Source organism: Plantactinospora sp. WMMB782, assembly GCF_049179135.1.
In the GTDB taxonomy this organism is placed as follows: Bacteria; Actinomycetota; Actinomycetes; order Mycobacteriales; family Micromonosporaceae; genus Plantactinospora.
The window spans coordinates 1,308,383-1,331,683 of the sequence record NZ_JBMHMC010000007.1; the positions used below are offsets into that span (position 1 = coordinate 1,308,383).

The 23,301-nt window shown below is 73.1% G+C and carries 26 protein-coding genes, 1 tRNA gene and 2 pseudogenes; 14 read left to right on the forward strand and 15 right to left on the reverse strand.

Translation table 11 applies throughout. The annotated features are described in order from the left end of the window. The first annotated feature begins 94 nt into the window (after positions 1-94). The 7 genes and pseudogenes from msrA to ACN28A_RS07790 all read left to right on the forward strand — a co-directional run bounded on the left by msrA (position 95) and on the right by ACN28A_RS07790 (position 3,945). Complete coding sequence (gene msrA / locus ACN28A_RS07760) at positions 95-754, forward strand: peptide-methionine (S)-S-oxide reductase MsrA (RefSeq protein ID WP_421393684.1); 660 nt, start codon at positions 95-97, stop codon at positions 752-754. Between the two features lie 95 nt (positions 755-849). Then, entirely contained in the window at positions 850-1,134 is a 285-nt protein-coding gene (locus ACN28A_RS07765) for a type II toxin-antitoxin system Phd/YefM family antitoxin (protein WP_107260578.1), read from the forward strand. Next, the gene (locus ACN28A_RS07770) at positions 1,131-1,421 is read left to right on the forward strand and encodes a type II toxin-antitoxin system RelE family toxin (protein WP_421393685.1); all 291 of its coding nucleotides are present in this window, start codon (positions 1,131-1,133) and stop codon (positions 1,419-1,421) included. Before ACN28A_RS07765 ends, ACN28A_RS07770 begins: the two co-directional genes overlap by 4 nt. Positions 1,422-1,759: 338 nt before the next feature. Then, positions 1,760-2,296: a hypothetical protein gene (locus ACN28A_RS07775; protein ID WP_421393687.1), complete on the forward strand. Its 537-nt coding sequence runs from the start codon at positions 1,760-1,762 to the stop codon at positions 2,294-2,296. A 62-nt stretch (positions 2,297-2,358) separates the two neighbouring features. Then, a pseudogene (locus ACN28A_RS07780) lies at positions 2,359-2,433 on the forward strand (peptide-methionine (S)-S-oxide reductase); the annotation flags it as partial. 55 nt (positions 2,434-2,488) lie between these two features. Then, positions 2,489-2,644: a hypothetical protein gene (locus ACN28A_RS07785; RefSeq protein ID WP_421393689.1), complete on the forward strand. Its 156-nt coding sequence runs from the start codon at positions 2,489-2,491 to the stop codon at positions 2,642-2,644. 317 nt (positions 2,645-2,961) lie between these two features. Further along, on the forward strand, positions 2,962-3,945 hold the full coding sequence (locus tag ACN28A_RS07790) for a ribonuclease Z (protein WP_421393691.1): 984 nt from the start codon (positions 2,962-2,964) through the stop codon (positions 3,943-3,945). Here ACN28A_RS07790 and ACN28A_RS07795 read toward each other — a convergent pair. After that, positions 3,905-4,234 (reverse strand): MmcQ/YjbR family DNA-binding protein, encoded by a 330-nt coding sequence (locus ACN28A_RS07795; protein WP_278064086.1) that lies wholly within the window; start codon positions 4,232-4,234, stop codon positions 3,905-3,907. The genes ACN28A_RS07790 and ACN28A_RS07795 overlap by 41 nt on opposite strands. A gap of 27 nt (positions 4,235-4,261) precedes the next feature. Here ACN28A_RS07795 and ACN28A_RS07800 point away from each other — a divergent pair, with 27 nt between their 5' ends. Together ACN28A_RS07800 and ACN28A_RS07805 are read left to right on the forward strand one after the other, a co-directional pair. Continuing rightward, entirely contained in the window at positions 4,262-4,789 is a 528-nt protein-coding gene (locus ACN28A_RS07800; protein ID WP_421393692.1) for a GNAT family N-acetyltransferase, read from the forward strand. Positions 4,790-4,835: 46 nt separating this feature from the next. Further along, positions 4,836-5,861, forward strand: coding sequence for a S1C family serine protease (locus ACN28A_RS07805; protein ID WP_421393694.1), 1,026 nt, complete (start codon positions 4,836-4,838; stop codon positions 5,859-5,861). A gap of 61 nt (positions 5,862-5,922) precedes the next feature. Here ACN28A_RS07805 and ACN28A_RS07810 read toward each other — a convergent pair whose 3' ends face one another. Both ACN28A_RS07810 and ACN28A_RS07815 read right to left on the reverse strand, forming a co-directional pair. After that, positions 5,923-7,299: a cystathionine beta-synthase gene (locus tag ACN28A_RS07810; protein ID WP_421393696.1), complete on the reverse strand. Its 1,377-nt coding sequence runs from the start codon at positions 7,297-7,299 to the stop codon at positions 5,923-5,925. Between the two features lie 233 nt (positions 7,300-7,532). Then, positions 7,533-7,892: a YkvA family protein gene (locus tag ACN28A_RS07815; RefSeq protein ID WP_421393698.1), complete on the reverse strand. Its 360-nt coding sequence runs from the start codon at positions 7,890-7,892 to the stop codon at positions 7,533-7,535. Positions 7,893-8,122: 230 nt separating this feature from the next. On the opposite strand from ACN28A_RS07815, the gene ACN28A_RS07820 reads away from it, so the two are divergent. Together ACN28A_RS07820 and ACN28A_RS07825 are read left to right on the forward strand one after the other, a co-directional pair. Next, positions 8,123-9,253 (forward strand): SGNH/GDSL hydrolase family protein, encoded by a 1,131-nt coding sequence (locus tag ACN28A_RS07820; RefSeq protein ID WP_421393700.1) that lies wholly within the window; start codon positions 8,123-8,125, stop codon positions 9,251-9,253. 38 nt (positions 9,254-9,291) lie between these two features. Further along, a complete protein-coding gene (locus ACN28A_RS07825) occupies positions 9,292-10,083 on the forward strand; it encodes an SGNH/GDSL hydrolase family protein (protein WP_421404219.1) in 792 nt (263 codons plus the stop codon). 129 nt (positions 10,084-10,212) lie between these two features. On the opposite strand, the gene ACN28A_RS07830 is transcribed toward ACN28A_RS07825, so the two are convergent. After that, complete coding sequence (locus ACN28A_RS07830; protein WP_421393702.1) at positions 10,213-10,884, reverse strand: NAD(P)-dependent oxidoreductase; 672 nt, start codon at positions 10,882-10,884, stop codon at positions 10,213-10,215. 151 nt (positions 10,885-11,035) lie between these two features. Between ACN28A_RS07830 and ACN28A_RS07835 the strand changes: the two genes are divergently transcribed. Beyond that, the gene (locus ACN28A_RS07835; protein ID WP_421393704.1) at positions 11,036-11,668 is read left to right on the forward strand and encodes a TetR/AcrR family transcriptional regulator; all 633 of its coding nucleotides are present in this window, start codon (positions 11,036-11,038) and stop codon (positions 11,666-11,668) included. A gap of 34 nt (positions 11,669-11,702) precedes the next feature. Then, positions 11,703-12,965 carry an acetyl-CoA C-acetyltransferase gene (locus tag ACN28A_RS07840; RefSeq protein ID WP_421393705.1) on the forward strand — a complete coding sequence of 421 codons (1,263 nt, stop codon included), beginning with the start codon at positions 11,703-11,705 and terminating at the stop codon, positions 12,963-12,965. 100 nt (positions 12,966-13,065) lie between these two features. On the opposite strand, the gene ACN28A_RS07845 is transcribed toward ACN28A_RS07840, so the two are convergent. The 5 genes and pseudogenes from ACN28A_RS07845 to ACN28A_RS07865 form a co-directional block, all read right to left on the reverse strand. After that, positions 13,066-13,410, reverse strand: coding sequence for a hypothetical protein (locus tag ACN28A_RS07845; protein ID WP_421393707.1), 345 nt, complete (start codon positions 13,408-13,410; stop codon positions 13,066-13,068). A gap of 21 nt (positions 13,411-13,431) precedes the next feature. After that, entirely contained in the window at positions 13,432-13,626 is a 195-nt protein-coding gene (locus tag ACN28A_RS07850) for a Bax inhibitor-1/YccA family membrane protein (protein WP_421393708.1), read from the reverse strand. Positions 13,627-13,678: 52 nt separating this feature from the next. After that, positions 13,679-13,894, reverse strand: a pseudogene (locus tag ACN28A_RS07855) (Bax inhibitor-1/YccA family protein); the annotation flags it as partial. Positions 13,895-14,084: 190 nt separating this feature from the next. Continuing rightward, a complete protein-coding gene (locus tag ACN28A_RS07860; protein WP_421393709.1) occupies positions 14,085-14,906 on the reverse strand; it encodes a Bax inhibitor-1/YccA family protein in 822 nt (273 codons plus the stop codon). A gap of 156 nt (positions 14,907-15,062) precedes the next feature. Next, positions 15,063-15,143: transfer RNA gene (locus ACN28A_RS07865), tRNA-Leu, on the reverse strand. Between the two features lie 95 nt (positions 15,144-15,238). On the opposite strand from ACN28A_RS07865, the gene ACN28A_RS07870 reads away from it, so the two are divergent. Then, entirely contained in the window at positions 15,239-17,080 is a 1,842-nt protein-coding gene (locus ACN28A_RS07870) for a hypothetical protein (RefSeq protein WP_421393711.1), read from the forward strand. 141 nt (positions 17,081-17,221) lie between these two features. Here ACN28A_RS07870 and ACN28A_RS07875 read toward each other — a convergent pair whose 3' ends face one another. From ACN28A_RS07875 to ACN28A_RS07900, 6 genes are all read right to left on the reverse strand, one after another. Beyond that, a complete protein-coding gene (locus tag ACN28A_RS07875; protein ID WP_421393712.1) occupies positions 17,222-18,568 on the reverse strand; it encodes an NAD(P)/FAD-dependent oxidoreductase in 1,347 nt (448 codons plus the stop codon). A 123-nt stretch (positions 18,569-18,691) separates the two neighbouring features. After that, positions 18,692-19,261, reverse strand: a complete 570-nt coding sequence (locus ACN28A_RS07880) for a hypothetical protein (RefSeq protein WP_421393713.1) — start codon at positions 19,259-19,261, stop codon at positions 18,692-18,694. Between the two features lie 130 nt (positions 19,262-19,391). Next, a complete protein-coding gene (locus ACN28A_RS07885) occupies positions 19,392-20,837 on the reverse strand; it encodes a DUF58 domain-containing protein (protein ID WP_421404221.1) in 1,446 nt (481 codons plus the stop codon). A 59-nt stretch (positions 20,838-20,896) separates the two neighbouring features. Then, a complete protein-coding gene (locus ACN28A_RS07890) occupies positions 20,897-21,910 on the reverse strand; it encodes an AAA family ATPase (RefSeq protein WP_421393715.1) in 1,014 nt (337 codons plus the stop codon). Beyond that, positions 21,907-22,500, reverse strand: a complete 594-nt coding sequence (locus tag ACN28A_RS07895) for a hypothetical protein (protein WP_421393717.1) — start codon at positions 22,498-22,500, stop codon at positions 21,907-21,909. Before ACN28A_RS07895 ends, ACN28A_RS07890 begins: the two co-directional genes overlap by 4 nt. Then, the gene (locus ACN28A_RS07900; RefSeq protein ID WP_421393719.1) at positions 22,497-23,300 is read right to left on the reverse strand and encodes a DUF4129 domain-containing protein; all 804 of its coding nucleotides are present in this window, start codon (positions 23,298-23,300) and stop codon (positions 22,497-22,499) included. The genes ACN28A_RS07895 and ACN28A_RS07900 overlap by 4 nt, the downstream gene beginning before the upstream one ends. Between the last annotated feature and the right edge of the window lies 1 nt (position 23,301).

Consider the following 23,301-nt stretch of genomic DNA (forward strand, 5'->3'; position numbering starts at 1 on the left):
GGGGAGCCGGGTGACGGGTGGCGCGGGCCGGGACGGGTAAGGATCCGGGTGCGTGCCGCGTTACACCCGGCAGAGGTACGAGAGGAGTTCCATCGTGTTCCTACGGCGTGTCAATGCCGAACTGCCCACCCCCGACCAGGCCCTGCCCGGCCGACCGATCGCGATGCCGGTTTCCGACCGGCACGAGGTGCTCGGCACCCCGCTGCGGGGGCCGTGGCCGGCCGGCGCCCAGGTGGCCGTCTTCGGGATGGGTTGTTTCTGGGGGGCCGAGCGGCTGTTCTGGACCCTGCCCGGGGTGATTTCCACCTCTGCGGGCTATGCGGGCGGTTACACCCGGAATCCGAGCTACGAGGAGGTCTGTTCCGGCCGGACCGCGCACGCCGAGGTGGTTCAGGTGGTCTACGACCCGTCGAAGATCGACTACGAGGACCTACTCAAGGTCTTCTGGGAGAACCACGACCCGACCCAGGGGATGCGGCAGGGCAACGACGTCGGTACGCAGTACCGGTCGGCGATCTACACCACCACGGAGGAGCAGGCGGCGACCGCCCGGTCCTCCCGGGACGCGTTCGCCCCGGTGGTGGCGCAGGCCGGGCGTGGTGAGATCACCACCGAGATCGCGGAGCTGGGTGACTACTACTACGCCGAGGACTACCACCAGCAATACCTGGCGCCGACCAAAAACCCGGGTGGTTATTGTACTCATGGCCCGAATGGCATGACTTGTCCGGTTGGTGTGGCCAAGACCCCGTAGCACCGCAGGCTACCGGGCCGATGGCCCGGTAGCCTGATCCACCAAGCCTCAAAATTTGTACAGACTTCACGCCAGTAACTGCCTATACTTCGAGCATGACTGTCGTGCCGTTCACCGACGCTCGCAACCGCCTCTCGGAACTCATCGACGAGGTGACCTCGACCCATGAGCGGATAGAGATCACCAAACACGGCCACGCCGCCGCGGTGCTCATCTCCGCCGACGATCTCGCGGCATTGGAAGAGACGCTGGAGGTCCTGTCCAGCGCTGAAGCCATGCGGCAACTTGCCGAATCCAAGGCGGCCGTCGAAGCCGGTGACGTTCTCGACGCCGACGAACTCGCGGCGTTGATGGCGAAGCGGTCGAAGCAGGCACGGTGACTGGGCCGGCCCCCGACCGCTACCGACTTCAGGTCGCCGGCCCGGCCGCACGCGCCTTGGCCGGGCGGCTGCCAGAGAAGATCGCCGCAGCTGTCTACGAGTTCATTACCACCGTCCTCCTCGACAACCCGCATCGCGTCGGCAAACGACTGCTTCTGCCACCGTTCGAGGGAACCTGGTCGGCCAGACGGGGCACGTATCGAGTCCTCTACGAGATCGACGAAGACGACCGCGTTGTGACCGTGACGGCAATAGAACATCGCGCCGACGCCTACCGGTCGCGTTGATTCAAAGGCGCGAATCAGCACATCACTGTTCGTCAGAGTCCAAAAATCCGGGAGGGTATTGCACTCACGGCCCGAACGGTCTCACCTGCCCGGTCGGCGTGGCCTGGTCAGCGAAGCGCACTGAGCGCGTCGCGCGACCAACTGAGGGAGGGGATCTTGAAGTCCGGTCCCCTCCCCCTCGGCGTCGACGAAAGGACGGGTCGAAATCCGGGTGTCCACCGCGTACTGATCTCGGAGCGAACTGCTCGTCGACGGCCTGGGGAACAGCCCGCCTGCCGTCATACCATCTCGGCGTGAGTCACCGACAAGTACTTCGAAGTGTGCGGCAACGTCCCGGTATGTACTTCGGTCGGGCTGATCTGAGCTTCGAGAAGGTGGTTGCCTTCCTGACTGGGCTTGACATGGGAACCAGCGGTCGGCTCCTCGATGGTTTCCGTGAGTACCTCATCCTGCGCCTTGGCGAAGGGACGAACCTTGGGTGGCCTGCACTCGTCCTCAAGGCCCACGACCTTGACGTCTCAGGGCGGCCGACCACGCCGGAAGAAGATCGCGCCGGTGTCGACGCCATCTTCGACGTGCTTGACGAGTTCCTCGCGGAGTTCCCGGTGGAGCGCGGCCGGGCGCGGCTCCACCACGAGTATTTCCTGTGGAAGCAACAGCTGGAATGGTTTGATCTCGACCTGGAGCGGTTCCGGTCCTCGCCGCAACCTGACATGATGAGCCTCGATGAAGCTGCGGACGAGCTAGGTGTCGTTCGAACCGCCTTGTTCGATCTCGTAGCCGCGGGTCAGCTGGAGATCTTCCGATCCGGAGCCGAACTGTTCGTGCGACGGGCGCGTGTCGTTGAGTTACGCAGCCGCCACCACGAGTCCTGAGCTTGCTCGTCACCGTCGTTCGGCGAGGGCTCAGAGGAATACCTCATCGTCCGCCAGGAGCGAAGAACCCGAACGGCTACTGCAACCACGGCCCGAACGGGATGACCTGCCCGGTTGGCGTCGCCAAGACCGCGTAGCACCGCAGGCTACCGGGCCGTCGGCCCGGTAGCCTGATCCGGCAAGACTCGAAATTTGTACAGACTTCACGCCAGTACTGCCTTCGCCGGCCCGGCCGCACGCGCCCTGGTCGGGCGGTTGCCGGAGAAGCTCGTCGCAGCCGTCTACGAGTTCCTCACCACCACCCTCCTGTGGTCAAAAACCCTTGCCGGCGCCGACCGGGCTGGATAGCGTGGCCGTACACGGGAAGGGAGGTGGTCCGAGCTTTGTATAGCAATAGGACTCGTGAGGTGGCTGTCCGCTAGCCGCTGTCCTTGACAGTTCGGTGTCCGCCGCAGGCGGGCAGTTGCAAAGTCGTCGAGACCGTGTGGCAGCGGTGCGGCGAATCCACGACAGCCACCCGACCCCCGGGGAGCCGGCCAAAGTCCAGCCGGCTCCCGCGTGACAGGCGTCACGCGGGACCCCGGGGGTCGACCATTTCCCCGTCGACCCCCGCCGCAGCCGGCCCGCCCACCGCCGCCGGCCGGTACCCCGGGAAGAGGCCCACCGTGTCCGTACGCGAGCTGGCGGTGCTGGGCACGGCCAGCCAGATCCCGACCCGGCACCGCAACCACAACGGGTACGTGCTGCGCTGGGACCGGGAGGTGATCCTCTTCGACCCTGGCGAGGGGACCCAGCGGCAGATGATGTTCGCCGGCATACCGGCCGGTGACCTGACCCGGATCTGTGTCACACACTTCCACGGCGACCACTGCCTCGGCCTGCCCGGGGTGGTGCAGCGGCTCTCCCTGGACCGGGTGGCCCGACCGGTCGAGGCGCACTTCCCGGGTGACGAGGCGCACTTCTTCGCCCGGCTGCGGCACGCCAGCTCCTTCCACGAGACCGCCGAGCTGCGCGAGCTGCCGGTGCTGCGGGACGGGCAGACCTTCGGCACCGCCGCCGGCACGCTGCTGGCCCGCCGGCTCCGGCATCCGGTGCCGACGTACGGCTACCGGCTGGTCGAGCCGGACGAGCGGCGGATGCTGCCGGACCGGCTGGCGGCGTACGCGATCCGCGGTCCGGCGGTCGGCGAGTTGATCCGTACCGGGCAGGTCGACGCGGCGGGCCGGCGGGTGACGCTGGCCGAGGTGAGCGCGCCGCGACCCGGCCAGCGGTTCGGTTTCGTGATGGACACCGGCCTCTGCGACGGGGTCTTCGAGCTGGCCGAGCGGGCCGACCTGCTGGTGATCGAGTCGACGTTCCTGACCGAGGACGCCGCGCTCGCCGCCGAGGTCGGGCACCTGACCGCGGCCCAGGCCGCCCGGGTGGCGGCCGAGTCCGGGGTACGCCGGCTCGTGCTCACCCACTTCTCCCAGCGCTACGGCCCGACGGCCCGGGCCGGGATGCCGCCGGCCGCCGAGCGCTTCGCGGCCGAGGCCCGGGAACACTTCGACGGTGATCTGGTGGTCGCCGAGGACCTGACCCGGGTGGCGGTGCCGCCCCGGGCGGCGGTCAGCGGGGCAGCGTCGCCGCCAGCCGCTGCGGCGCCCTGATCCGCCACGACTCGGTGAGCAGTTCGCTCAACTCGACCGGGTCGGCCCGGTCCAGCGCGACCACCACCATCGGATAGTTGGCGTAGTGAGCCGGCACCGTGTAGGTCTGCGGCGCCGCGTCGAGCAGTGCCTCCCGCTCGTGGGTGAAGATCGCGATCCGTTCGCGGTCCTCCAGCAGCCGGACGAAGAGCTTGCCGCGGATCTTGCAGGCGGGTGTCCCGTACGAGATGCCCTGTTCCACTTCGGGGAGCACCGACACCAGATCACACACTCTGTCCCAGGTGACCATATCGGCCACGTTACTACGATCAACTCCATGACCCTCACCCTGCGTCCGGCGGTCGCCGGCGACCTGATGGCGATCGGAGCGCTCCAACACAGATCCCGGGCGGAGGCGTACCGGGACATCGTCCCGGCCGACGCGCTGGCGGCGGAGACCGCCGAGATGATGGGGCGGTACTGGACGGAGCGCTGGTCCTACGAGCGGGACACCCACCAGATGACGGTGGCGGAACGGGCCGGCGAACCGGTCGGCTTCACCTATCTCGGCCCGCACGACCCGGCCGAGCCGGACTCGGCCGGCCCGGACGTCGGCGAACTGTACGCGATCCACCTCGACCCGGCCGAGCAGGGCCGGGGGACCGGCCGGACCCTGATAATCGACGCCCTGGCGAAGCTGCACGCCCGGGGTTGGCGCCGGGCCGTGCTCTGGGTACTCGTCGAGAACGCGCACGCCCGGGACTTCTACCTCCGGGGCGGCTGGCGCCCGGACGGCGCCCAGCGGGAGGGCGGCATCGGCCACGCCCTGACCCCGCAGCTCCGGTACGCCCGCGACCTGCCCTGACAGCGACGGTGTGGGGCGGTCGGCGGGAACTCGCTCCCGGCGGCGCGTGACGGATTTCGCTCTGGGCGCAGCACGGGCGGGGATCGACCTCGGCCGGGCCGGCGTTGACCGGCACATGGACACCGAACGAGGAGAACCGGAGCGTGCCGAGCAGGCCGCGCTCGACGCGTACTCGAAGGTGGTGACCGGGGTGGCGAGCCGGGTGCTGCCCAGCGTGGCCGCGCTGGCGGTGCGCGGGCCGCGCGGGGCCGGCGCCGGCTCGGCGGTCACCTTCACCGACGACGGCTTCCTGCTCACCAGCGCGCACGTGGTGGACGGCGCGACGAGCGGGCTGGCCACCTTCGGCGACGGCGCGGAGGCCCGGTTCGACGTGGTAGGCACCGATCCGCTCTCCGACCTGGCCGTGCTCCGGGTCCGGGCGACCGGCGCCCCGCCGGCCGACCTCGGCGACGCCGATCCGCTGCGGATCGGGCAGCTCGTGGTGGCGGTCGGCAACCCGATGGGGCTGGCCGGCTCGGTCACCGCCGGGGTGGTCTCCGGGCTGGGCCGCTCGCTGCCGGCCCGGGACGGCCGGGTGGTCCGGCTGATCGAGGACGTCATCCAGACCGACGCCGCGCTCAACCCCGGCAACTCCGGCGGGGCGCTGGCCGACGCCGCCGGCCGGGTCGTCGGGATCAACACCGCGGTCGCCGGGTACGGCCTCGGCCTGGCAGTGCCGATCAACCCCACCACCCGGCAGATCATCGGCGACCTGGTGAACTCCGGACGGGTCCGTCGGGCCTGGCTGGGTGTCGCCGGGGTGCCCGTGCCGCTGCCGCCGGCCGTCGCCGAGCGCACCGGCCAGCGGCGCGGGCTGCGGGTGGTGGAGGTGGTCCCGGCGAGCCCGGCCGGGCTCGCCGGGATCTACCTGGGCGACGTGGTGGTCTCGGCCGGCGGCCGGCCGGTGGCGGACGGGCAGAGCCTGCAACGGCTGATGCTCGGCCCGGCCATCGGCAGCCGGCTGCCGATCACCCTGCTCCGCCGGGGCGCCTTCGTCGACGTCGTCGCCGTCCCCACCGAGCTGACCAGGTGAAAGGAAGGGCGCCCCTTCTGTCGCTTTTCGTATAAGAAAGGGCCCTTCCTCACACCTCGGGTCAGCGGGTGTGGGCGCCGAGGTGCGCCAGCAGGTCCTGCCGGGTGAGTACGCCCTTCGGCTTGCCGTCCACCAGCACCAGCGCGGCGTCGGACTTCTCCAGCAGCCCGACCGCCTCGCTCACCGGCTGCCCGCCGCCGATCACCGGCAGCGGGGGACCCATGTGCCGCTCGATGGTGTCGTGCAGCTTCGCCTGCCCGGTGAAGAGCGCGTCCAGCAGGTCGCGTTCGGCGATCGAGCCGGCCACCTCGCCGGTCACCACCGGCGGCTCGGCCTTGAGCACCGGAAGCTGGGAGACGGCGTACTCCCGCATGTAGTCGACCGCGTCCCGGACCGTCTCGGTCGGGTGCACGTGGACCAGCTCCGGCATGCCGTTCGGCTTGCTGCTCAGCGCCTCGGCCACGGTCGGCTCGGTGGCGCTGGTGTCCATGAAGCCGTACCGGGCCATCCACTCGTCGTCGAAGATCTTGGACAGGTAGCCCCGGCCGCCGTCCGGCAGCAGCACCACGACCACGTCGTCCGGGCCGGCCCGCCGGGCCACCTCCAGGGCGGCGGCCACCGCCATCCCGCAGGAGCCGCCCACCAGCAGCCCCTCCTCGCGGGCGAGTCGCCGGGTCAGCTCGAAGGAGGTCTTGTCGGAAACCTCCACGATCTCGTCACAGATGTCCCGGTCGTAGTTCTCCGGCCAGAAGTCCTCGCCGACCCCCTCGACCAGGTACGGCCGGCCCGTACCGCCGGAGTAGACCGAGCCCTCCGGGTCGGCGCCGATGATCCGTACCGCCCCGCCGGAGACCTCCTTGAGGTAGCGGCCGATGCCGGAGACGGTGCCGCCACTGCCGATCCCCGCCACGAAGTGCGTGATCCGGCCGCCGGTCTGCTCCCACAGCTCGGGACCGGTCGTCTCGTAATGCGAGCGCGGGTTCGCCGGGTTGGCGTACTGGTTGGGCTTCCAGGCACCGGGGATCTCCCGGGTCAACCGGTCGGAGACGCTGTAGTAGGAGCGCGGGTCCTCCGGCGCCACCGCCGTCGGGCAGACCACCACCTCGGCGCCGTACGCCCGCAGCACGTTCTGCTTGTCCTGGCTGACCTTGTCCGGGCAGACGAAGACGCAGCGGTAGCCCCGGGTCTGGGCCACCAGGGCCAGTCCGACGCCGGTGTTTCCGCTGGTGGGCTCGACGATGGTGCCGCCCGGCCCGATCAGCCCGGCCCGCTCCGCCTCCTCGACCATCCGCAACGCGATCCGGTCCTTGACCGAACCGCCCGGGTTGAAGTACTCGATCTTGGCCAGCACGGTCGCCGAGATGCCGGCGGTCACCTGCCGGAGTCGGACCAGCGGGGTGTCACCGATCAGCTCGATGACGTTGTCGTAGTAGCGCACGACGTTGTGCCCTTCTCGCCTGCTCGCCGGCCGGACGGCACTGGCCGGGCACGTCGGTGCTGGTGGCGTGCGGTCGGGGCGAAGGATGGTCTGGTTCTTCCGTCAGCGTACGTGCCGCCGGGCCGGCCGGTGGCCGCAGGACCCGGGCCGGCCGGTGGCCGCAGGACCCGGGCCGGCCGGTGGCCGCCGCGCCTGGGCCGCTGGCCGTGCCGGCCGGGGCGCGTCAGGTGGCGTCAGTGTGCCAGCCGGCCGGGGATGACGGAGGCGCGCCGGGCCTCCCACTCCAGGAAGCGCTCGGTCTCGGCGAGTACGGCACCGGCCAGCCAGGTCACCATCACCGCGTCGTCGGCCAGACCGAAGATCAACAGGGTCAGTTCCGGCAGCACGTCGACCGGGGAGAGCACGTACGCGGTCGCGGCGGTCATCAGGGCGAGCCGCAGCCCGCCGTCGTACTCGCCCCGGACGGTGGCGGCGATCATGCGGGGCAGGGCGGCGATCCGCCTGCCCAGCGACGGCCCGCCCCGGGAACCGGCGGTCAGGGCCCGGAACAGCGCCCGGAACGCGGCGGTACGGCGAAGTGTCTTGGTGGCCATGTCGGCACCCCCTCTGCACCCAATGATGCATCCGATCGCAACCGGGCGCCCGTCGAGAATTCCGGGGGCTCCGGAGCGGAAACGTCCGCCTGACCGGCGGTGAACCGGCGCTGGCCGGGTACCCGAGGCGGCATCCGTCGGCGCTGGCGGGACGCCGACAGCGCGGGATGGGCGACCGGAGTTAGTGTCGAGGGTCGCGAGGGGTACGGCGCGACAGGCGGGGGGCCCTGATGAGTCCGGCCGGATCGACGAGGCGACAGCGGTCGCGGCAACGGAACCTGGCGTCGCGGTGGCAGCCGCTGCGCTCGGCATCGCAACCGCCGGTCGCCCGGCGGGTGGCCAAGGCGACGGCCCTGGGCGCCGGCCTGGCCGCGCTGACCACCGCCGCCGGGTACGCGCTGCTGCTCGGGCAGGCCCGGCAGGCCCGCCGGGTGATCCCGCTGGCCGAGGCGCCGCCGCCGCGTGGCGACGGCGTCTACGGTGCCAAGTTCCCCGGCGAGCCGATCACCATGGTGATCCTGGGCGACTCCTCGGCCGCCGGTTACGGGGTGCACCGGCCCCGGGAGACGCCCGGGGCGCTGCTCGCCACCGGCACCTCCCGCCGGCTGCGCCGGCCGGTCCGGCTCTACCGGTTCGCCGTGGTCGGCTGCCTCTCCGCCGGGCTGCGCCCACAGGTCGACGCGGCGCTGGAGCGTGAGCCCGACGTCGCGGTGATCCTGATCGGCGGCAACGACGTGACGAACCGTACGCCGCACGTGATGGCGGTCCGTTATCTCGTCGAGGCGGTACGTGAGCTGCGGGCGGCCGGGGCGCAGGTGGTGGTCGGCACCTGCCCCGACCTCGGTGCGATCCAGCCGATCAAGCCGCCGCTGCGCTGGTTGGCCCGGCGGTGGAGCCGGCAGCTGGCCGCCGCGCAGACCGTGGCGGTGGTCGAGGCCGGTGGCCTGACGGTCTCCCTGGGCGACCTGCTCGGTCCCCGGTTCGCCGCCGAGCCGACCCGGATGTTCGCCTGGGACCACTTCCATCCCTCCGCCGAGGGGTACGCGATCGCGGCCGCCGCCCTGCTGCCGACCGTGCTCGCCGCGCTCGGCGCCCGCCCGGAGCGCCGCCCGTCGCTCGTCGGCGACCAGGGCGTACGGTCGCTGCCGGCGGCGGCCCAGGAGGCGGCCCGGCACGCGGGTACGGAGGTCCGGGCGGTCCGGGTCGACGGCCGCGAGCACGGCCCCGGCGGCCGGTGGGCGCAGCTTCGCCGCCGTGGGGCCTGGTTCGGGCACCCCCGGTCGGGGGAGACTGGAGGCCCACCGGAGACACCGGCACCGCTGGACGGGGCGACGACCTCCACAGTAGAGGAACGGGCATGACGGGACTCGACACGACGATCGGCACGGCGACGTACGGGATGGCGACCCGGATCGCCCGGGGGGCCGCGGTCACGCTGCTCGCCGGTACGGTCGGCGGGATGGCGCTACTGGCCGGCGAGGCGTTCGTGGCCCGCAACCGCCGGTACGCCCGCCCGGAGCTGGGCCTGGCCCTGCGCTCCACGGTCGGCCGGGCCGGCGCCCCGCCGCTGCGGCTGGTCCTGCTCGGCGACTCGGCCGCGCTCGGGGTCGGGGTGGACCGGGCCGACGAGACGGTCGGCGGGCAGCTCGCCCGGCTGCTCGCCGAGGGGGCGGCGCCGGCCGGCGGCGGTGAGCGCCAGGTACGGCTCTCCAGCGTCGGCGTCTCCGGCTCCCGCTCCACCGACCTGGCGACCCAGGTGGCCCGGGCACTACTCGGCGAGCACCCGGACGTGGCGGTGATCCTGGTCGGCGCGAACGACGTGGTGGGGCTGCGCCGGCCGGGTGAGGCGGCGGCGTACCTCGGCGCGGCGGTACGCCGGCTGCGCGGCGCCGGTGTCCGGGTGGTGGTCGGCACCTGTCCCGACCTGGGCGCGGTCCGGGCCATCGCACCGCCGCTGCGGCAGCTCGCCGGCTGGCTGGGCCGGCAGACCGCGCGGGCGCAGGCGGTCGCCGTGATCGAGGCCGGTGGCACGGTGGTGGACCTGGCCGCCGAGACCGGCGCGGTGTTCCGGGCCGACGCCGGCACGCTCTGCCACGACGGCTACCACCCGTCGGCCGACGGTTACCGGGTCTGGGCGCACGCCCTGCTTCCCGCAGTGGCCCGGGCCGCCGCCGGCACCCGGCAGCGGTAGCCCGTGACCCGCGCCGCCGGCACCCGGCAGCGGTAGCCCGTGACCGGGCCGCCGGTGGACCCGGCGGCTGCCCGCTGGACGGCCCGGTCGGTCGGGAACACTCGGAGCCGGTCCCGGGCCGGAGGGTGGTCAGGTGGCGACGGCGACCGCCTGCCGGATCGTCTCCGGCTCGTCCAGCGCCCGCAGCATGCAGTGCGCGACGTCGGCGCGCGGCACGGCGAGCCCGCCCCGCACACTGCGCCCGTACGCCGTGCGGTAGACGCCGGTCAGCGGCTTGTCGGTCAGCCGGGGTGGGCGGACGACGGTCCAGTCGAGGTCGCTGTCCCGGAGCAGTTCCTCCGTCACCGCCAGGTCGACGTAGTGCCTGCGCAGCACGGTCTTGAGGATCGGGCCGAGCAGGTAGCGCACGAGGGGTCCCTCACCCGGGTCGGGCGGGGGCTTGCGGTGGCCGGGAGCGGCGACGGTGGAGACCGGGGCGGCGCTGACCACGACGATCCGGCGTACTCCCCTGGCCCGCATCGCGGTGACGATCGCCCGGGTGCCCCGGGAGGTGACCCCGCTGTCCGCCATCGACCGGGGGCCGAGGCCGGACAGCACCGCGTCGGCCCCGTCGACGGCGTCGGCAAGTGGTGCCGGGTCGGGTTGGCCCAGGTCGCCCCGGACGATCCGGACGCCGTCGGGTTCGCCGGCCAGTCGCGCCGGGTCGCGCACCACCGCCGTCACGTCGTGACCGGCGTCGACGGCCTGCCGGAGCAGGTGCCGACCGATCCCGCCGCTGGCCGCGAAGATCGTGATCTTCATACCCGTTCCCCGTCCCCAGTTGGAGAGTGAGTGTTCACTCACCACTAGAGTAGTGAGCACTCACCACCTGTCAAGCCCGCGACGCACCCGCTGATCGCCCGGCCTGCGGATGGCGTACCGCCGCCTGCGGGCGGCCGACGGAACGAGGGCGATGAGCACGACGAGCCGAGGCGAGACGACCCGGGAACGCATCCTGGCCGCGGCCTCCACGGTGATCCGGGAGCAGGGGCTGGCACACACCACGACGAAGGAGATCGCCCGGCTCGCCGAGTGCTCCGAGGCCACCCTCTACAAGTACTTCACCGGCAAGGAGGAACTCTTCCTCGCCGTGCTGCGGATCCGGCTCGCCCCGTTCATCGGGCTGATGATCCGGCTGCCGGACCAGGCGGGCACCGGCAGCGTGCCGGACCGGCTGACCGGGCTCGGCCACGAGATGCTCCGGGTGTACGGCGACTCCGGACAACTCGCCATGGCCCTCTTCGCCGAGCCGGTGCTGCTGGACCGGCAACGTGACCTCTTCCTGCGCACGGGCGCGGGACCGCAGCATGCGAACGACCAGCTCGCCGAGTACCTCCGGCGGGAGCGGGAGCTGGGCCGGATCGCGGCCACCGCCGACCCGGTGGCGTTGGCCAACCTCTTCCTGGGCGCCTGCTTCCAGCGGGCCTTCCTGGTCGCCTTCCTCGGGCCGGCCGGCGAGCGGCTCCTCGACCACGATGCCGACCGGTTCGTCGCGGAACTGGTCAGCGCCATCGGCGTACGGAACGGAGGCGCAGCCGCCCACTGATGACCGGCGGGCCACCTCGGGTTAACGTTGGTTCATGCCGACCGCGTCCCCCCGCGATGCAGTTATCGTCGCGACCGCCCGCTCCCCCATCGGCCGGGCCCACAAGGGCTCCCTGCGAGAACTGCGCCCGGACGACCTGGCCGCGACGATCGTGCAGGCCGCACTCGACAAGATCCCGCAGCTCGACCCGCGCCAGATCGACGACCTCTACCTCGGCTGCGGGCTGCCCGGCGGCGAACAGGGCTTCAACATGGCGAGGGTGGTGACGACACTGCTCGGCCTGGACACCGTGCCCGGGGCGACCCTCACCCGCTACTGCGCCTCCTCGCTACAGACCACCCGGATGGCGCTGCACGCCATCCGGGCCGGCGAGGGCGACGTCTTCGTGTCGGCCGGCGTGGAGACGGTCTCCCGGTACGCCCGGGGCAACTCCGACGGCCTGCCCCCCGAGGCGCAGGAACTCGTCGGCGGCGGTTGGCAGAACCCGAGGTTCGATGCGGCACGGGCCCGCTCGGCGGAACGTGCCGAGCCCGGCGCACCGGTCTGGACCGATCCCCGGCTGGATGGCGGACTGCCGGACGTCTACCTGGCGATGGGGCAGACCGCCGAGAACCTCGCCCAGGCGTACGACGTGACCCGGGCCGAGATGGACGAGTTCGGCGTACGCAGCCAGAACCTCGCGGAGAAGGCGATCGCCGACGGCTTCTGGGCCCGGGAGATCACCCCGGTCACCCTGCCGTCCGGCGAGTGGGTCGACTCCGACGACGGGCCGCGCCCGGGAGTGACCCTGGAGGCGGTGGCCGGACTGAAGCCGGTCTTCCGGCCCGACGGACGGATCACCGCCGGCAACTGCTGCCCGCTCAACGACGGGGCGGCGGCGGTGGTGGTGATGAGCGCCGAACGCGCCCGCGAGTTGGAGATCACTCCGCTGGCCCGGATCGTCTCCACCGGGGTGACCGCGCTCTCCCCGGAGATCATGGGACTCGGCCCGGTCGAGGCGTCCCGGCAGGCGCTGCGGCGGGCCGGGATGACGATCGACGACGTCGACCTGGTCGAGATCAACGAGGCGTTCGCGGCCCAGGTGATCCCGTCGTACCGGCAGCTCGACATCCCGGTGGAGAAGCTGAACGTGATGGGCGGCGCGATCGCCGTGGGACACCCGTTCGGGATGACCGGCGCCCGGATCACCGGCACGCTGCTCAACGCCCTGGACTGGCACGACCGGACGATCGGGCTGGAGACCATGTGCGTGGGCGGCGGTCAGGGCATGGCGATGGTGCTGGAGCGGCTCAGCTGAGCCGACCGCCGACCGCCGACCGCCGGGCGCCGGGCGCCGAGCGCCGGGCCGTCGGGGGCGCGGCGACGGTCGCGGCAGGCTCGCGGACGGCGGGAGCGGGTCAGAGCGCCTGCCGGACGGTTGCCACCTCGTCGGCCGCGCCGGCCAGCACCGGCGGCGGCGGGTCCACGGCGACCAGGTCGGCGACCACCACCCGGAGCTGGTCGGGCAGGGCCAGGTCGTTCTCGAGCCGGGGTACCGGCCGGGCCGGCTCGCCGGCCGCCGCCGCGGCCAGGTCGGCCAGGTGCTGGACGAGCCGGTGCACCAGGTCGGCCCGGACCGGGCCGCCGGACGGGCCCGGCGCCGCCCAGCGCGGCGGGGTCCAGTGCCCCACCTGCCGGACGAGCAGGTCGAGCTGGCGGAGCAGCGACTCGGCCGGGCGGACGACGGGTTCGGGCGCGTTCATCGCGGGGAGTCTACGGTCGGCTCACCGGCGGACGTAGCTGAGCAGCCGGAGGATCTGCCAGTAGAGGAAGACCAGCCCGACCAGCAGCCCGAACGCGCAGTACCAGGCGTACCGGACCGGCAGGCCGTCCCGGACTCCCCGCTCGACGAGGTCGAAGTCGAGGATGAAGGTCAGCGCGCCCACCGTGAGGCAGACCAGCGCGAAGACGTACGGCAACCAGCCGATTGGTGATCCGCCGGAACGAGATCACCAGGGCCGGTACCAGTCCGGCCAGCGCCGAGCCGAGGGCGGCCGGGCCGGCCCAGCCGTCGGTGACGTACGTCCAGGCGACCGCGCCGGTGGCACCGGTCAGCAGCAACAGGCCGGCGGTGCGCACCAGCACGCCGTCGGCGGTCATCGGCCCGACGGTGCCGGTGGCGACGACCGCGCGTTCCGCCCGGCCGGTGTCGTCCAGCCGGGTCAGCACCGGGTTGCCACTTCTCACGTTCTACGACACTAAACCAGACATATCTGACACATACGGCAGATCGGCCGCCCCGGTGCGGAGTCCGATCCGCCGCGGCCCCGGGTATGCCGACGCCCGCCCCCGCGTGCGGCGGGGACGGGCGTCGGTGGGAGTTCGGCCAGGCCGTCACGGCCGCCGGGGTGTCGTCCCGTCAGGGGCGTCGGCCAGGTCAGTCGTCGCCCTGGAAGTAGCTGAGCAACCGCAGGATCTCGATGTAGAGCCAGATCAGGCTGACCAGGATGCCGAAGGCGGCGATCCAGGAGTAGCGGCTCGGCAGGCCCATCCGGACGCCCTCTTCGACCTCGTGGAAGCTGAGGATGAAGCTGAGCGAGGCGATCACGATGCAGACCAGGCTGAACACGATGGCGAGCGTGCCACCGCTGCGCAGCCCGGTCTCGACGCCGAAGAGCGCCAGCACGAAGTTGATCAGGATGACCGCGAAGATGCCGACCGTGGCCGCGATGACGCCCCGGACGAACTTCGGGGTGGCCCGGATGACCTTGGCCTTGTAGAGCCCGGCCATCAGGAAGAAGACCCCGAAGGTGGCGATCACCGCCTGTAGGACGATGCCGTCGTAACCGAGGAAGGATTCGAAGTACTTGCTGACCATGCCGACGAAGACGCCCTCGACGACGGCGTAGGTGACGACAAGTGCCGGGTTGGCCATCCGCATGAACGAGATCACCAGGCCGAGCACCAGCCCGACGACGGCGGCCCCGATCCAGGCGGCGCCGACGAGCGCGTCCGGCACGAGTACCCAGGCGAGTGCGGCGGAGAGACCGGTGATGCCGAGCAGGCTGACCGTCTTGACGACGACGTCGTCGACGGTCATCGGCGTCACGGTGGGCGGCGCGGCGGGGTAGCCCGCGTCCGTCGGGTAGGGCTGCCCGTAGCCGGGCTGCCCGTATGCGCCGGCCGGGGCGTGACCCGCGGCGCGCTCCCGCTCGGCCGCCTGGCCGAGTCGGGACAGCACCGGATTGGACGTCTTCACTTTGTCAAGCCTCCTGAGAAGGTCGGTGCACAATGCCCGTGCCCCATCCAGGGTAATGGGCACCGGCGACGTTGTGGAGATCCACGTCACCGCACCACCCGACGGGCGGGTCCCGGTCTGTCGAGAGAGGGACCCACTCGGCGACGGCGACGGCGGTGCCCGGGGCGGGGGTCGAACCCGCACGCCTTGCGGCAGCCGCTTTTAAGGCGGCCGTGTCTGCCTTTCCACCACCCGGGCGGGTGCCGGACCCCTCGGTCCTGGTGCCTGCCACGGTAGCGGGTGGAGCCCCACCGGGCGCACCCCGTTCGCGGATCGGCACTAGGGTCACTGTCGTGACCAGCACTGCCCGCGCGGCGCAGGACGCCGACCCCGGCCCGGCCACGACAGCCTCCGTCTCCGGCCCGACCCGGTCGTTCCGGGAGCGCTGGTCCGGCGCGCTGCACCGGCACGGCCCCGACCTGGGGATCTGCCTGCTCTTCGTCCTCCTCGCGGGCTGGCTCACCGCCGGGCTCTGGCCGGACCCGGGCGCCCGGGTGCTGGCACTCAACCCGGAGGACCAGGCCCTCTACGAGTGGTTCCTGGCGATGGACTCCCGGGTGTTGCACGGCGACTTCAGCCTGTTGAGCGACCGGCTGAACGCGCCGGACGGGGTGAACCTGATGGCCAACACCACGGTCATCGCCCTCGGCTTCCTGTTCGCGCCGATCACGCTGGCCTTCGGCGCGCCGGTCACCTTCGCGCTGCTCGCCGCCGGCAACCTGGCCGGCACCGCGATCGCCTGGTACCTGCTCTTCACCCGGCTGCTCGGCGCCCGCCGGCTCGCCGCCGCGCTCGGTGCCGGGCTCTGCGGCTTCGGGCCGGGGATCATCTCGCAGTCCAACAGCCACCTGCACATGACCGCGCAGTGGCTGGTGCCGGTGCTGATCTGGCTTGTCGTCCGGATGGTGCGGGCCGCCGACCCGCAGGGCCGGCCCGACCGGCCGGGCATCGACTGGCGCCGGATCGTCACCTCGGCCGCCGGGCTCGCCGCCGGGGTGACGGTGCAGGTCTTCGTCGGCGAGGAGACGCTCTTCCTGGCCGCCGTCGCCCTGGTCGTCTTCACCCTGGCGTACGCGGCGGCGAACCGGTCACTGGCCCGCCGGGTGCTGCCCGGCTTCCTCGCCGGGATGGTACTCGCGGTCGGGCTGGCGCTGCCGGTGCTGGCGTACCCGCTCTGGTTCCAGTTCGCCGGGCCGCAGAGCGTGCCGAACGGCATGTTCAGCCCGCACTACTTCTACGCCGACCTGGCGAGCTGGTCGGCCATCTCCCCGATGTCGATCGCCGGCTCCCCGGAGGCCGCCCGGCTGACCACCGGGCCGGCCGAGTACAACACCTTCCTGGGCTGGCCGCTGCTGCTGGCCGCCGCCCTCGCCGTCGGCTGGCTGATCCGGCGACCGGTGGTGATCGCCTGTCTCGTCTCCGGCCTCGTGATGGCGGCGCTGTCGCTCGGGCCGACGATCGTGGTCGACAGGGAGCAGACCGGGATCACCGGACCCTACACGCTGCTGCTCGGCGTACCGGTGGTGGACGGGGCGCTGCCGATGCGCTTCGCGCTGGCCCTGTTGCCGCTGATCGCCACCGTGCTGGTGCTGGCGGTCGACAGGGGGCTGGCCACCCCGGAGAAGCCGGTACGCCTGATGGTGCCGCTGGCCGCCGTCGTCGCGCTGCTGCCGATCTTCCCGGCCCAGATCCCGACCGCCGCCCGGCCGCCGCTGCCCCGGTTCGTCGCCGACGGGCACTGGCGGGACTGCGTCGAGCCGAACGGCGTACTCGTGCCGGTGCCGCTGCCGACCCCGCAGGAGCCCTGGCCGATGCGCTGGGCGAGCGCCGCCGACGCGTCGTTCGCGCTGCCCGAGGGCTTCTTCATCGGCCCGTACGCGGCCGAGGGGCAGGCGTCGATGGGCACCTACAAGCAGCCGACCTCGCAACTGCTGGCCGACGTGTCCAAGAACGGCGGGGTGCCGTCGATCGCCCAGGAACAGCGGGACCAGGCCCGCCGGGACATCGACTTCTGGGGCGCCTCCTGTGTCGCGGTCACCGACGACGCCCCGAACGCGGCGAGCCTGAAGGGCACCCTGGAGGCGCTGTACGGTCCGGGTACCCGGATGGCCGACGCCTGGACCTGGAAGTTCTGACCGCTGCGCCGGTGCCCGGACCGGGCACCGTGCTCGGCGGAGCCGGCCGGGGAGGACCGGCTTGCAGCAGAGCCGGCCGGGGAGGACCGGCTTGCAGCAGAGCCGGCCGGGGAGGACCGGCCCGCGACGGAACGGCCCGGGTCAGACCGGCTTGCGGTCGCCGGGGCGGCTGCCCGCCCCCGCGCTCGCCTCGACGAACTCCTCCCGGGGGTCGTGCAGCTGGCCCAGCGCCACCACCTCGCGGCGCAGCACGAAGGCCAGCGTCCAGTCCACGATCACCCGCACCTTGCGGTTCAGCGACGGGATGCGGCTCATGTGGTAGGTCCGGTGCATGAACCAGGCCGGCAACCCCTTGAGCTTGATCCCGTAGACCTGGGCGACACCCTTGTGCAGGCCGAGGCTGGCCACGCTGCCGGCGTGCTTGTGCTTGTAGTCCACCGGCGTCCGGCCCCGGATCACCGCCCTGATGTTGTCGGCCATCCGGGCCGCCTGCCGGACCGCGTGCTGGGCACTCGGCGAGCAGTACGCCCCGGGCGGGCCGGTCAGGTCCGGCACCGCCGCGCAGTCACCGGCGCTCCACGCCCCGTCGACGATCCGGTCGCCGTCGACCACCTGGAGGGTCGGCAGGCAGGTGACCCGCCCCCGCTCGTCCCGGGGCAGGTCGGTCTGGGCCAGCATCGGCGACGGCTTCACCCCGGCCGTCCAGACGATTGTGTCGGCCCGGAAGCTGTCCCCGTCGGAAAGCCGGACCAGGCCGTCCACACAGGACTCCAGCCGGGTCTCCAGCCGGATGTCCATCTTCCGCTTCAGCAACTGGGCGACGGTGTACGCGCCCATGTCCCGGTCGACCTCGGGCAGCACCCGCAGGGTCGCCTCGACGAGTACCCAGCGCATGTCGTCGGGCTTCAGCTCGGGGTAGTACTTCAGGGCGTCCCGGGCCATGTCCTCCATCTCGGCGAGTGCCTCGATGCCGGCGTAGCCGCCGCCGACGAAGACGAACGTCAGCGCGCAGCGCCGGGTCTCCGGATCGGTGGTGGCGGCCGCCACGTCCAACCGGTCCAGCACGTGGTTGCGCAGGTAGATTGCCTCACCGATGGTCTTGAAGCCGATGCCCTGCTCGGCCAGGCCGGGGATGGGCAGGGTGCGGGAGACCGATCCGGGCGCCACCACGATGTGGTCGTACCCGATCTCCCGGGCCGGCCCGATGATCGGCTGCACGAGGGCGGTCTTCCGGTCGTGCTCGATCCGGGTGACGGTGCCGGCCACGATGGTGCAGCGCCGCAGCTCGCGCCGCAGCGGCACCACGGAGTGCCGGGGCGAGATGTTGCCGGCCGCCGCCTCGGGCAGGAAGGGTTGGTACGTCATGTGGGGCTGGGGGTCGACGACGATGACCTCCGCCTCCCACGACCGGAGCTTCTTCGACAGGCGCAGGGCCGCGTACAGGCCGACGTGACCGGCGCCCACCACAAGGATCCGCTGCGGATTCACGTGTCCATCCTTCCCCGCTCCGGCTCCGGATGCAGGCCAGATGCCCCCTTTGTGACTGACGACGCCAGGTGAGCCGCGTTACCCCGGTGCTCCGGCGTCACCCGCCGGCGAACCCGGCCGGGGCTATTCGCGGCGGAAGAGCCAGTGGAGCAGCGCGGCGGCGCCGACGGCCAGGGCCAGCCCGCCGAGCAGCACGACGACCGAGGTGCCGTCGCCCAGCCGCCCGTCCAGGGCCAGCAGCGGCACCGAGAGCACCGCCGAGGCGAGCGCCACCCCGAGCGCCCGGGCCAGCCACCGGGCCGGCACCTCGGGGGCGATCACCGCGTCGTACGAGAGCAGGGCGGCGAGCGCCGCCAGCGAGTGGGTCAGGTAGAGGAAGGTGGCCAGGGCGAGCAGCCGCCACAGCTCGACCCGTTGGTCGTACCAGCCGGTGGCCACCACCCAGGCGCCGGCCGCGGCCAGCAGCACCGCGGTGGGCCAGTTCCGCCGGGGCGCGATCGCGGGCGCCAGCGCCGCCACCACCAGCAGGCCGAGCAGCCGGGGATCGGAGGGCCGGGACGGGTACGCCAGCAGCAGCGCCACCAGTGCGCAGCCGAAGACCCCGGCCCGGACCAGCAGCGGCACCGGGGTGATCCGGCCGATCGCGCCGTAGAGCTGCCTGACCCGGGTCAGCACGACGACCTCCCGTCCCACCCACCGGCCCACACCGCAGCCGGCACGGCCGGCACCCCGGCGGGCACAGCCGGCACGGCCGGCACCCCGGCGGGCACATCCGGCACGGCCGGCACCCCGGCGGGCCCGGCCGGTGCTGCGAGCCCGGCCGTCACCGCTGCCCCGGCCGGGGTGCGGAGGCGAGCCGGGCGACGTCCCGGAGCACCAGGTCGAGGCTGCCGGCCCCGGCCCAGGCGACCACCGGCACCCCGTGCTCGCGGAGCTGCCCGATCGTGGTGTCCCGGTCCAGCCGCCACAGCCGGTGCGCCACCTCGGTCCACTGCCCCCGCTTCGGTGGCAGCGCCGACGGCGGCAGGGTGTCCACCGCCACCACGATCCGGCCGGAGCGGGCCAGCCGGGCCAACATCGCCGCCGAGCGGGCGTCCACCAGCGGGGTGAGCACCACCACCAGGGCGTTGGAGGAGAGCAGTTGCGGGCCGAAGACCTGGTCGTACGGCTCGTGCGGGGACTGTTCGACCCGCACGTCGAGCAGCCACTCCAGCAGGGTCAGGTACTGCCGCCGGCCGGTCGCCGGGCGGAGTCGCCGGGCCGACGGGCCGTACTCCAGCAGCGAGACCCGGTCGCCCCGGTGCAGGTAGTGCTCGGCGATCGCCGCGGCGGCCCGGACACAGGTGTCCAGTACCGAGGTGCTGCCCCGGATGCCGCCCGACCGGCCCGCCTCGGCCAGCACGTCGAGCAGCAGCACCACCTCGGCGTCCCGGTCGGAGAGCATCGCCGCCACGTGCAGTTGCCGGGCCCGCAGCGAGACCCGCCAGTCGATCCGGCGCAGCCGGTCACCCGGCCCGAAGATGCGTACCCCGGCCAGTTCGCCGCCCTCCCCCGGCCGCCGGGACCGGTGCCCGCCGACCAGGCCGGCGGCCCGGGGCATCGCCTCGTCGGCCTCGAACGGCTCGGTGACCGGGTAGACCGGCACCGGGTGCGCCTCGGTGAGCACCGTCTGGCTGGCCAGCAGCCCGTCGCAGGTGATCGCCCGGACCGCCGCCGGGCCGAGCGAGTGCCGGCCCCAGCGCAGCGTCCCGCCGCGCAGTTCCAGGTCGGCGATGGTGCCGGCCGGCACGGTGAAGCCGTAGGGCCGGTCGGTGGCGTCCCGCCGGCCGGCCCGGCCGGGGTCGCCGGAGCCGGCGGTCGCGGCCGGGCCGGTCGCCGGGGCCGGGCCGTCGGCCGGGGCGGAGCCGTCCGGGCCGGCGTCGCCGGACGCGAACCGGACCTCGTCGACGCGCAGCCAGGACGAGACCACGGTACGGACCAGCACCAGGTCGTAGTGCACCTCGTCGACGTTGCCGACCCCGATCCCGGCGACCAGCGCACCTCCCTCGACCAGGTTGGTGTCGTCGACCGCGATGCCGATCTCCGGTGGCCGCACCGGGCGGCGGCGCAGCGCGTAGGCGGTGCCGAGCGCGAACGGGGCGGCCAGCACCACCAGGTCGACCCGGCCGAGCAGCGCACCGGCGACCAGGAAGAGCCCGGTGAGCAGCACCGCCCGGCCGAGTGCCCGGGTGGGCACCCAGTCCGGCGCGTCCCCGGGCGCCGCCGCCACGGCCGGGGCGGCACCCCGCTGCCCGGGTACGGCGGGACGCAGGGTCGGTCCGGCGGGGCTCACGTCGTGCGGGCCCCGGCCGGCCCGGCGGCGTAGCTGGGCAGTGCACCGCTGGCCGGCGCCGGGGTGGTCTCCAGCACCTCGTCGACCACGAACGACGGGTCGACCCGGCGCAGCCACATCTCCGGACGGAGCGTGATCCGGTGTGCCAGCACCGGCACCGCCACCGCCTTGACGTCCTCCGGGATCACGTAGTCGCGGCCGGCGAACACGGCGATCGCGCGGGCCAGCAGCAGCAGCGCGAGCGAGCCGCGCGGCGAGGCGCCGACGAGTACCGAGGCGTGTTCCCGGGTGGCGGCGGTGAGCGCCACGATGTAGCGGCCGATCGAGTCCTCCACCACCACGTTCTCCAGGGCGGCCTGCATCGCCCGGAGCATCTCGGCGTTCACCACCGGTTTCAGCTCCGCCTCCTCCTGGCGGCGGGCCATCCGGCGGCGGAGCACGTCCCACTCCTCCTCGGGGCCGGGATAGCCGAACGAGACCCGGAGCAGGAACCGGTCGAGCTGTGCCTCGGGCAGCGGATAGGTGCCCTCGTACTCGATCGGGTTGGCGGTGGCGATCACGTGGAACGGCGGGTCCAGCCGGTAGGTGACGCCCTCGACCGATACCTGCTTCTCCTGCATCGCCTCCAGCAGCGCGGCCTGGGTCTTCGGCGGCGTACGGTTGATCTCGTCGGCCAGCAGCAGGTTGGTGAAGACCGGACCGGCCCGGAAGCTGAAGTCGGCGGTGCGCTGGTCGTAGAGGAACGAGCCGGTGACGTCGGCGGGGAGCAGGTCGGGGGTGAACTGCAACCGCCGGAAGTCGAGCCCGAGCGCCTGGGCGAAGGAGCGCGCGGTGAGCGTCTTGCCGAGCCCGGGCAGGTCCTCCAGGAGCACGTGCCCGCCGGCCAGGATCCCGGCGAGCACCAGTTCCAGGGCGTCCCGCTTGCCCACCACGACCGTGCCGACCTGGTCGAGTACGGCCTGCGCCAGCCGGCCCACGTCGAACGTGCTGACCTGGTCCGCGTCCTTCATAGCTTCTCCAATGTGGCGACGATCGCCGCGAGGTCGCGCGGCGCCGGGGTGCGCTTGGGCGGGGATTCGAGGAAGTTCCACAGTGGTTCGCCGAGCAGCGCCCGGGACCGGACCGGATCGGTCGCCCGGGTGACGCCGTGCCGCTGTCGGAGCAGTTCGTCGACGAGTTCGGCCAGCACCGGCAGCACCGCCTTGGCGAACCGTGCCGGCTCCCCCTGCGACCAGGCCAGCTTGGTCTCCCAGCGGCCGACCGAGCTGCCCAGTGCGTCCCGGACGGTCCAGTCGTAGTGGCCGTCGGGCTCGCCCCGCTCCTGCGCGGGGCGGCTGAGCCGGAGCGGGGGCGGTGGCGGCGGCACGAGCGCCAGGGTGAGCCGGCGCAGCAGCAGCAGGGCGACGAACCCGGCGAAGACGGCGGCCGGCGACAGCGCGACCCCGACCATGCGCAGCCCGAGTACGACCGCCGCGGCGAGACCGGCCGCGGCCAGCCCGAGCCGCAGCCAGCCGCCCATCCCGCGGCGGGCCGGGGCGGTCCTCGGCTGCTCCTCCTCGTCCTGGAGCAGGTCGAAGATGCTGGCGCTGGAGCCGCTCACCGCTGCCCGCCTCCGGCCGTCGTCCGTGCGCCGTCCTCGCCGGGCCGGTCGACCGGGGAGGTGAGTTCGGTACGCAACCGGCGCAGCGCCGCCAGCGCCTGGCCGCGCATCCGCTCGTCGACGGTGTGCGTGGCGTACCGGGCCTCCCGGTAGACGTCGGCGAACGCGGCCAGCACGTCGGCGCTGACCGGCCGGCCGGCGCCGAGCAGCCGGGTCACCAGGTCGGTCGGGGTGTCCCCGGGCCGGCGTTCGACCCCGGCCGCGGCGGCGGCCTGCTCCAGCCGTACCCAGCAGGCGATCACCGCCCGGCGCGGGTCGGCGTCGGTGTCGGAGAGGTCGACCAGGCCGGCGTCGAGCGCGGCGACCACCTCCTCGGCGGTCTGCTCGGCGGAGCGGAGTTTCCGGGCACCGGGCCGGGCGAGTCCCCGGCGGCGGCGCAGCAGGTCCCGGGCCAGTGCCCAGAGCAGTGCACCGACCACGGCCAGCACGACGGCGCCGCAGAGCACCGCGCCGAGGTACGGCACCCAGTGCGGGAGGTAGCTGCCGGGTTGGCCCGGCCCGGCGGTGGGCGGCGGCGACTTTACCCCGGTCGGCTCGGCCTGCCCGATCGTCGGCACGATGTCGGCCGGCGGCTGCACCCGGTCGAACCCGATCGACGAGTGGGCGGCGGCGAGCGCGGCGAGCGCCAGCAGCCCGGCGACCGCCGCCAGCGGCCAGAGCGTCCGGAGCAGGCTGCCGGTGAGGCTGGACCGGGGCGGCTGGGGTGCCGGACGGGCACGACCGGAGTGCCCGTCGGTCATC

What these genes read in the sequence shown, in the direction of transcription:
- ACN28A_RS07765 (WP_107260578.1), top strand. Translation starts at nt 850, where the DNA reads ATGACTGTCGTGCCGTTCACCGACGCTCGCAACCGCCTCTCGGAACTC.
- ACN28A_RS07775 (WP_421393687.1), top strand. Translation starts at nt 1,760, where the DNA reads ATGTACTTCGGTCGGGCTGATCTGAGCTTCGAGAAGGTGGTTGCCTTC.
- ACN28A_RS07795 (WP_278064086.1), bottom strand. Translation starts at nt 4,234, where the DNA reads ATGGTCACCTGGGACAGAGTGTGTGATCTGGTGTCGGTGCTCCCCGAA.
- ACN28A_RS07800 (WP_421393692.1), top strand. Translation starts at nt 4,262, where the DNA reads ATGACCCTCACCCTGCGTCCGGCGGTCGCCGGCGACCTGATGGCGATC.
- ACN28A_RS07815 (WP_421393698.1), bottom strand. Translation starts at nt 7,892, where the DNA reads ATGGCCACCAAGACACTTCGCCGTACCGCCGCGTTCCGGGCGCTGTTC.
- ACN28A_RS07820 (WP_421393700.1), top strand. Translation starts at nt 8,123, where the DNA reads ATGAGTCCGGCCGGATCGACGAGGCGACAGCGGTCGCGGCAACGGAAC.
- ACN28A_RS07825 (WP_421404219.1), top strand. Translation starts at nt 9,292, where the DNA reads ATGGCGACCCGGATCGCCCGGGGGGCCGCGGTCACGCTGCTCGCCGGT.
- ACN28A_RS07830 (WP_421393702.1), bottom strand. Translation starts at nt 10,884, where the DNA reads ATGAAGATCACGATCTTCGCGGCCAGCGGCGGGATCGGTCGGCACCTG.
- ACN28A_RS07835 (WP_421393704.1), top strand. Translation starts at nt 11,036, where the DNA reads ATGAGCACGACGAGCCGAGGCGAGACGACCCGGGAACGCATCCTGGCC.
- ACN28A_RS07840 (WP_421393705.1), top strand. Translation starts at nt 11,703, where the DNA reads ATGCCGACCGCGTCCCCCCGCGATGCAGTTATCGTCGCGACCGCCCGC.
- ACN28A_RS07845 (WP_421393707.1), bottom strand. Translation starts at nt 13,410, where the DNA reads ATGAACGCGCCCGAACCCGTCGTCCGCCCGGCCGAGTCGCTGCTCCGC.
- ACN28A_RS07890 (WP_421393715.1), bottom strand. Translation starts at nt 21,910, where the DNA reads ATGAAGGACGCGGACCAGGTCAGCACGTTCGACGTGGGCCGGCTGGCG.
- ACN28A_RS07900 (WP_421393719.1), bottom strand. Translation starts at nt 23,300, where the DNA reads ATGACCGACGGGCACTCCGGTCGTGCCCGTCCGGCACCCCAGCCGCCC.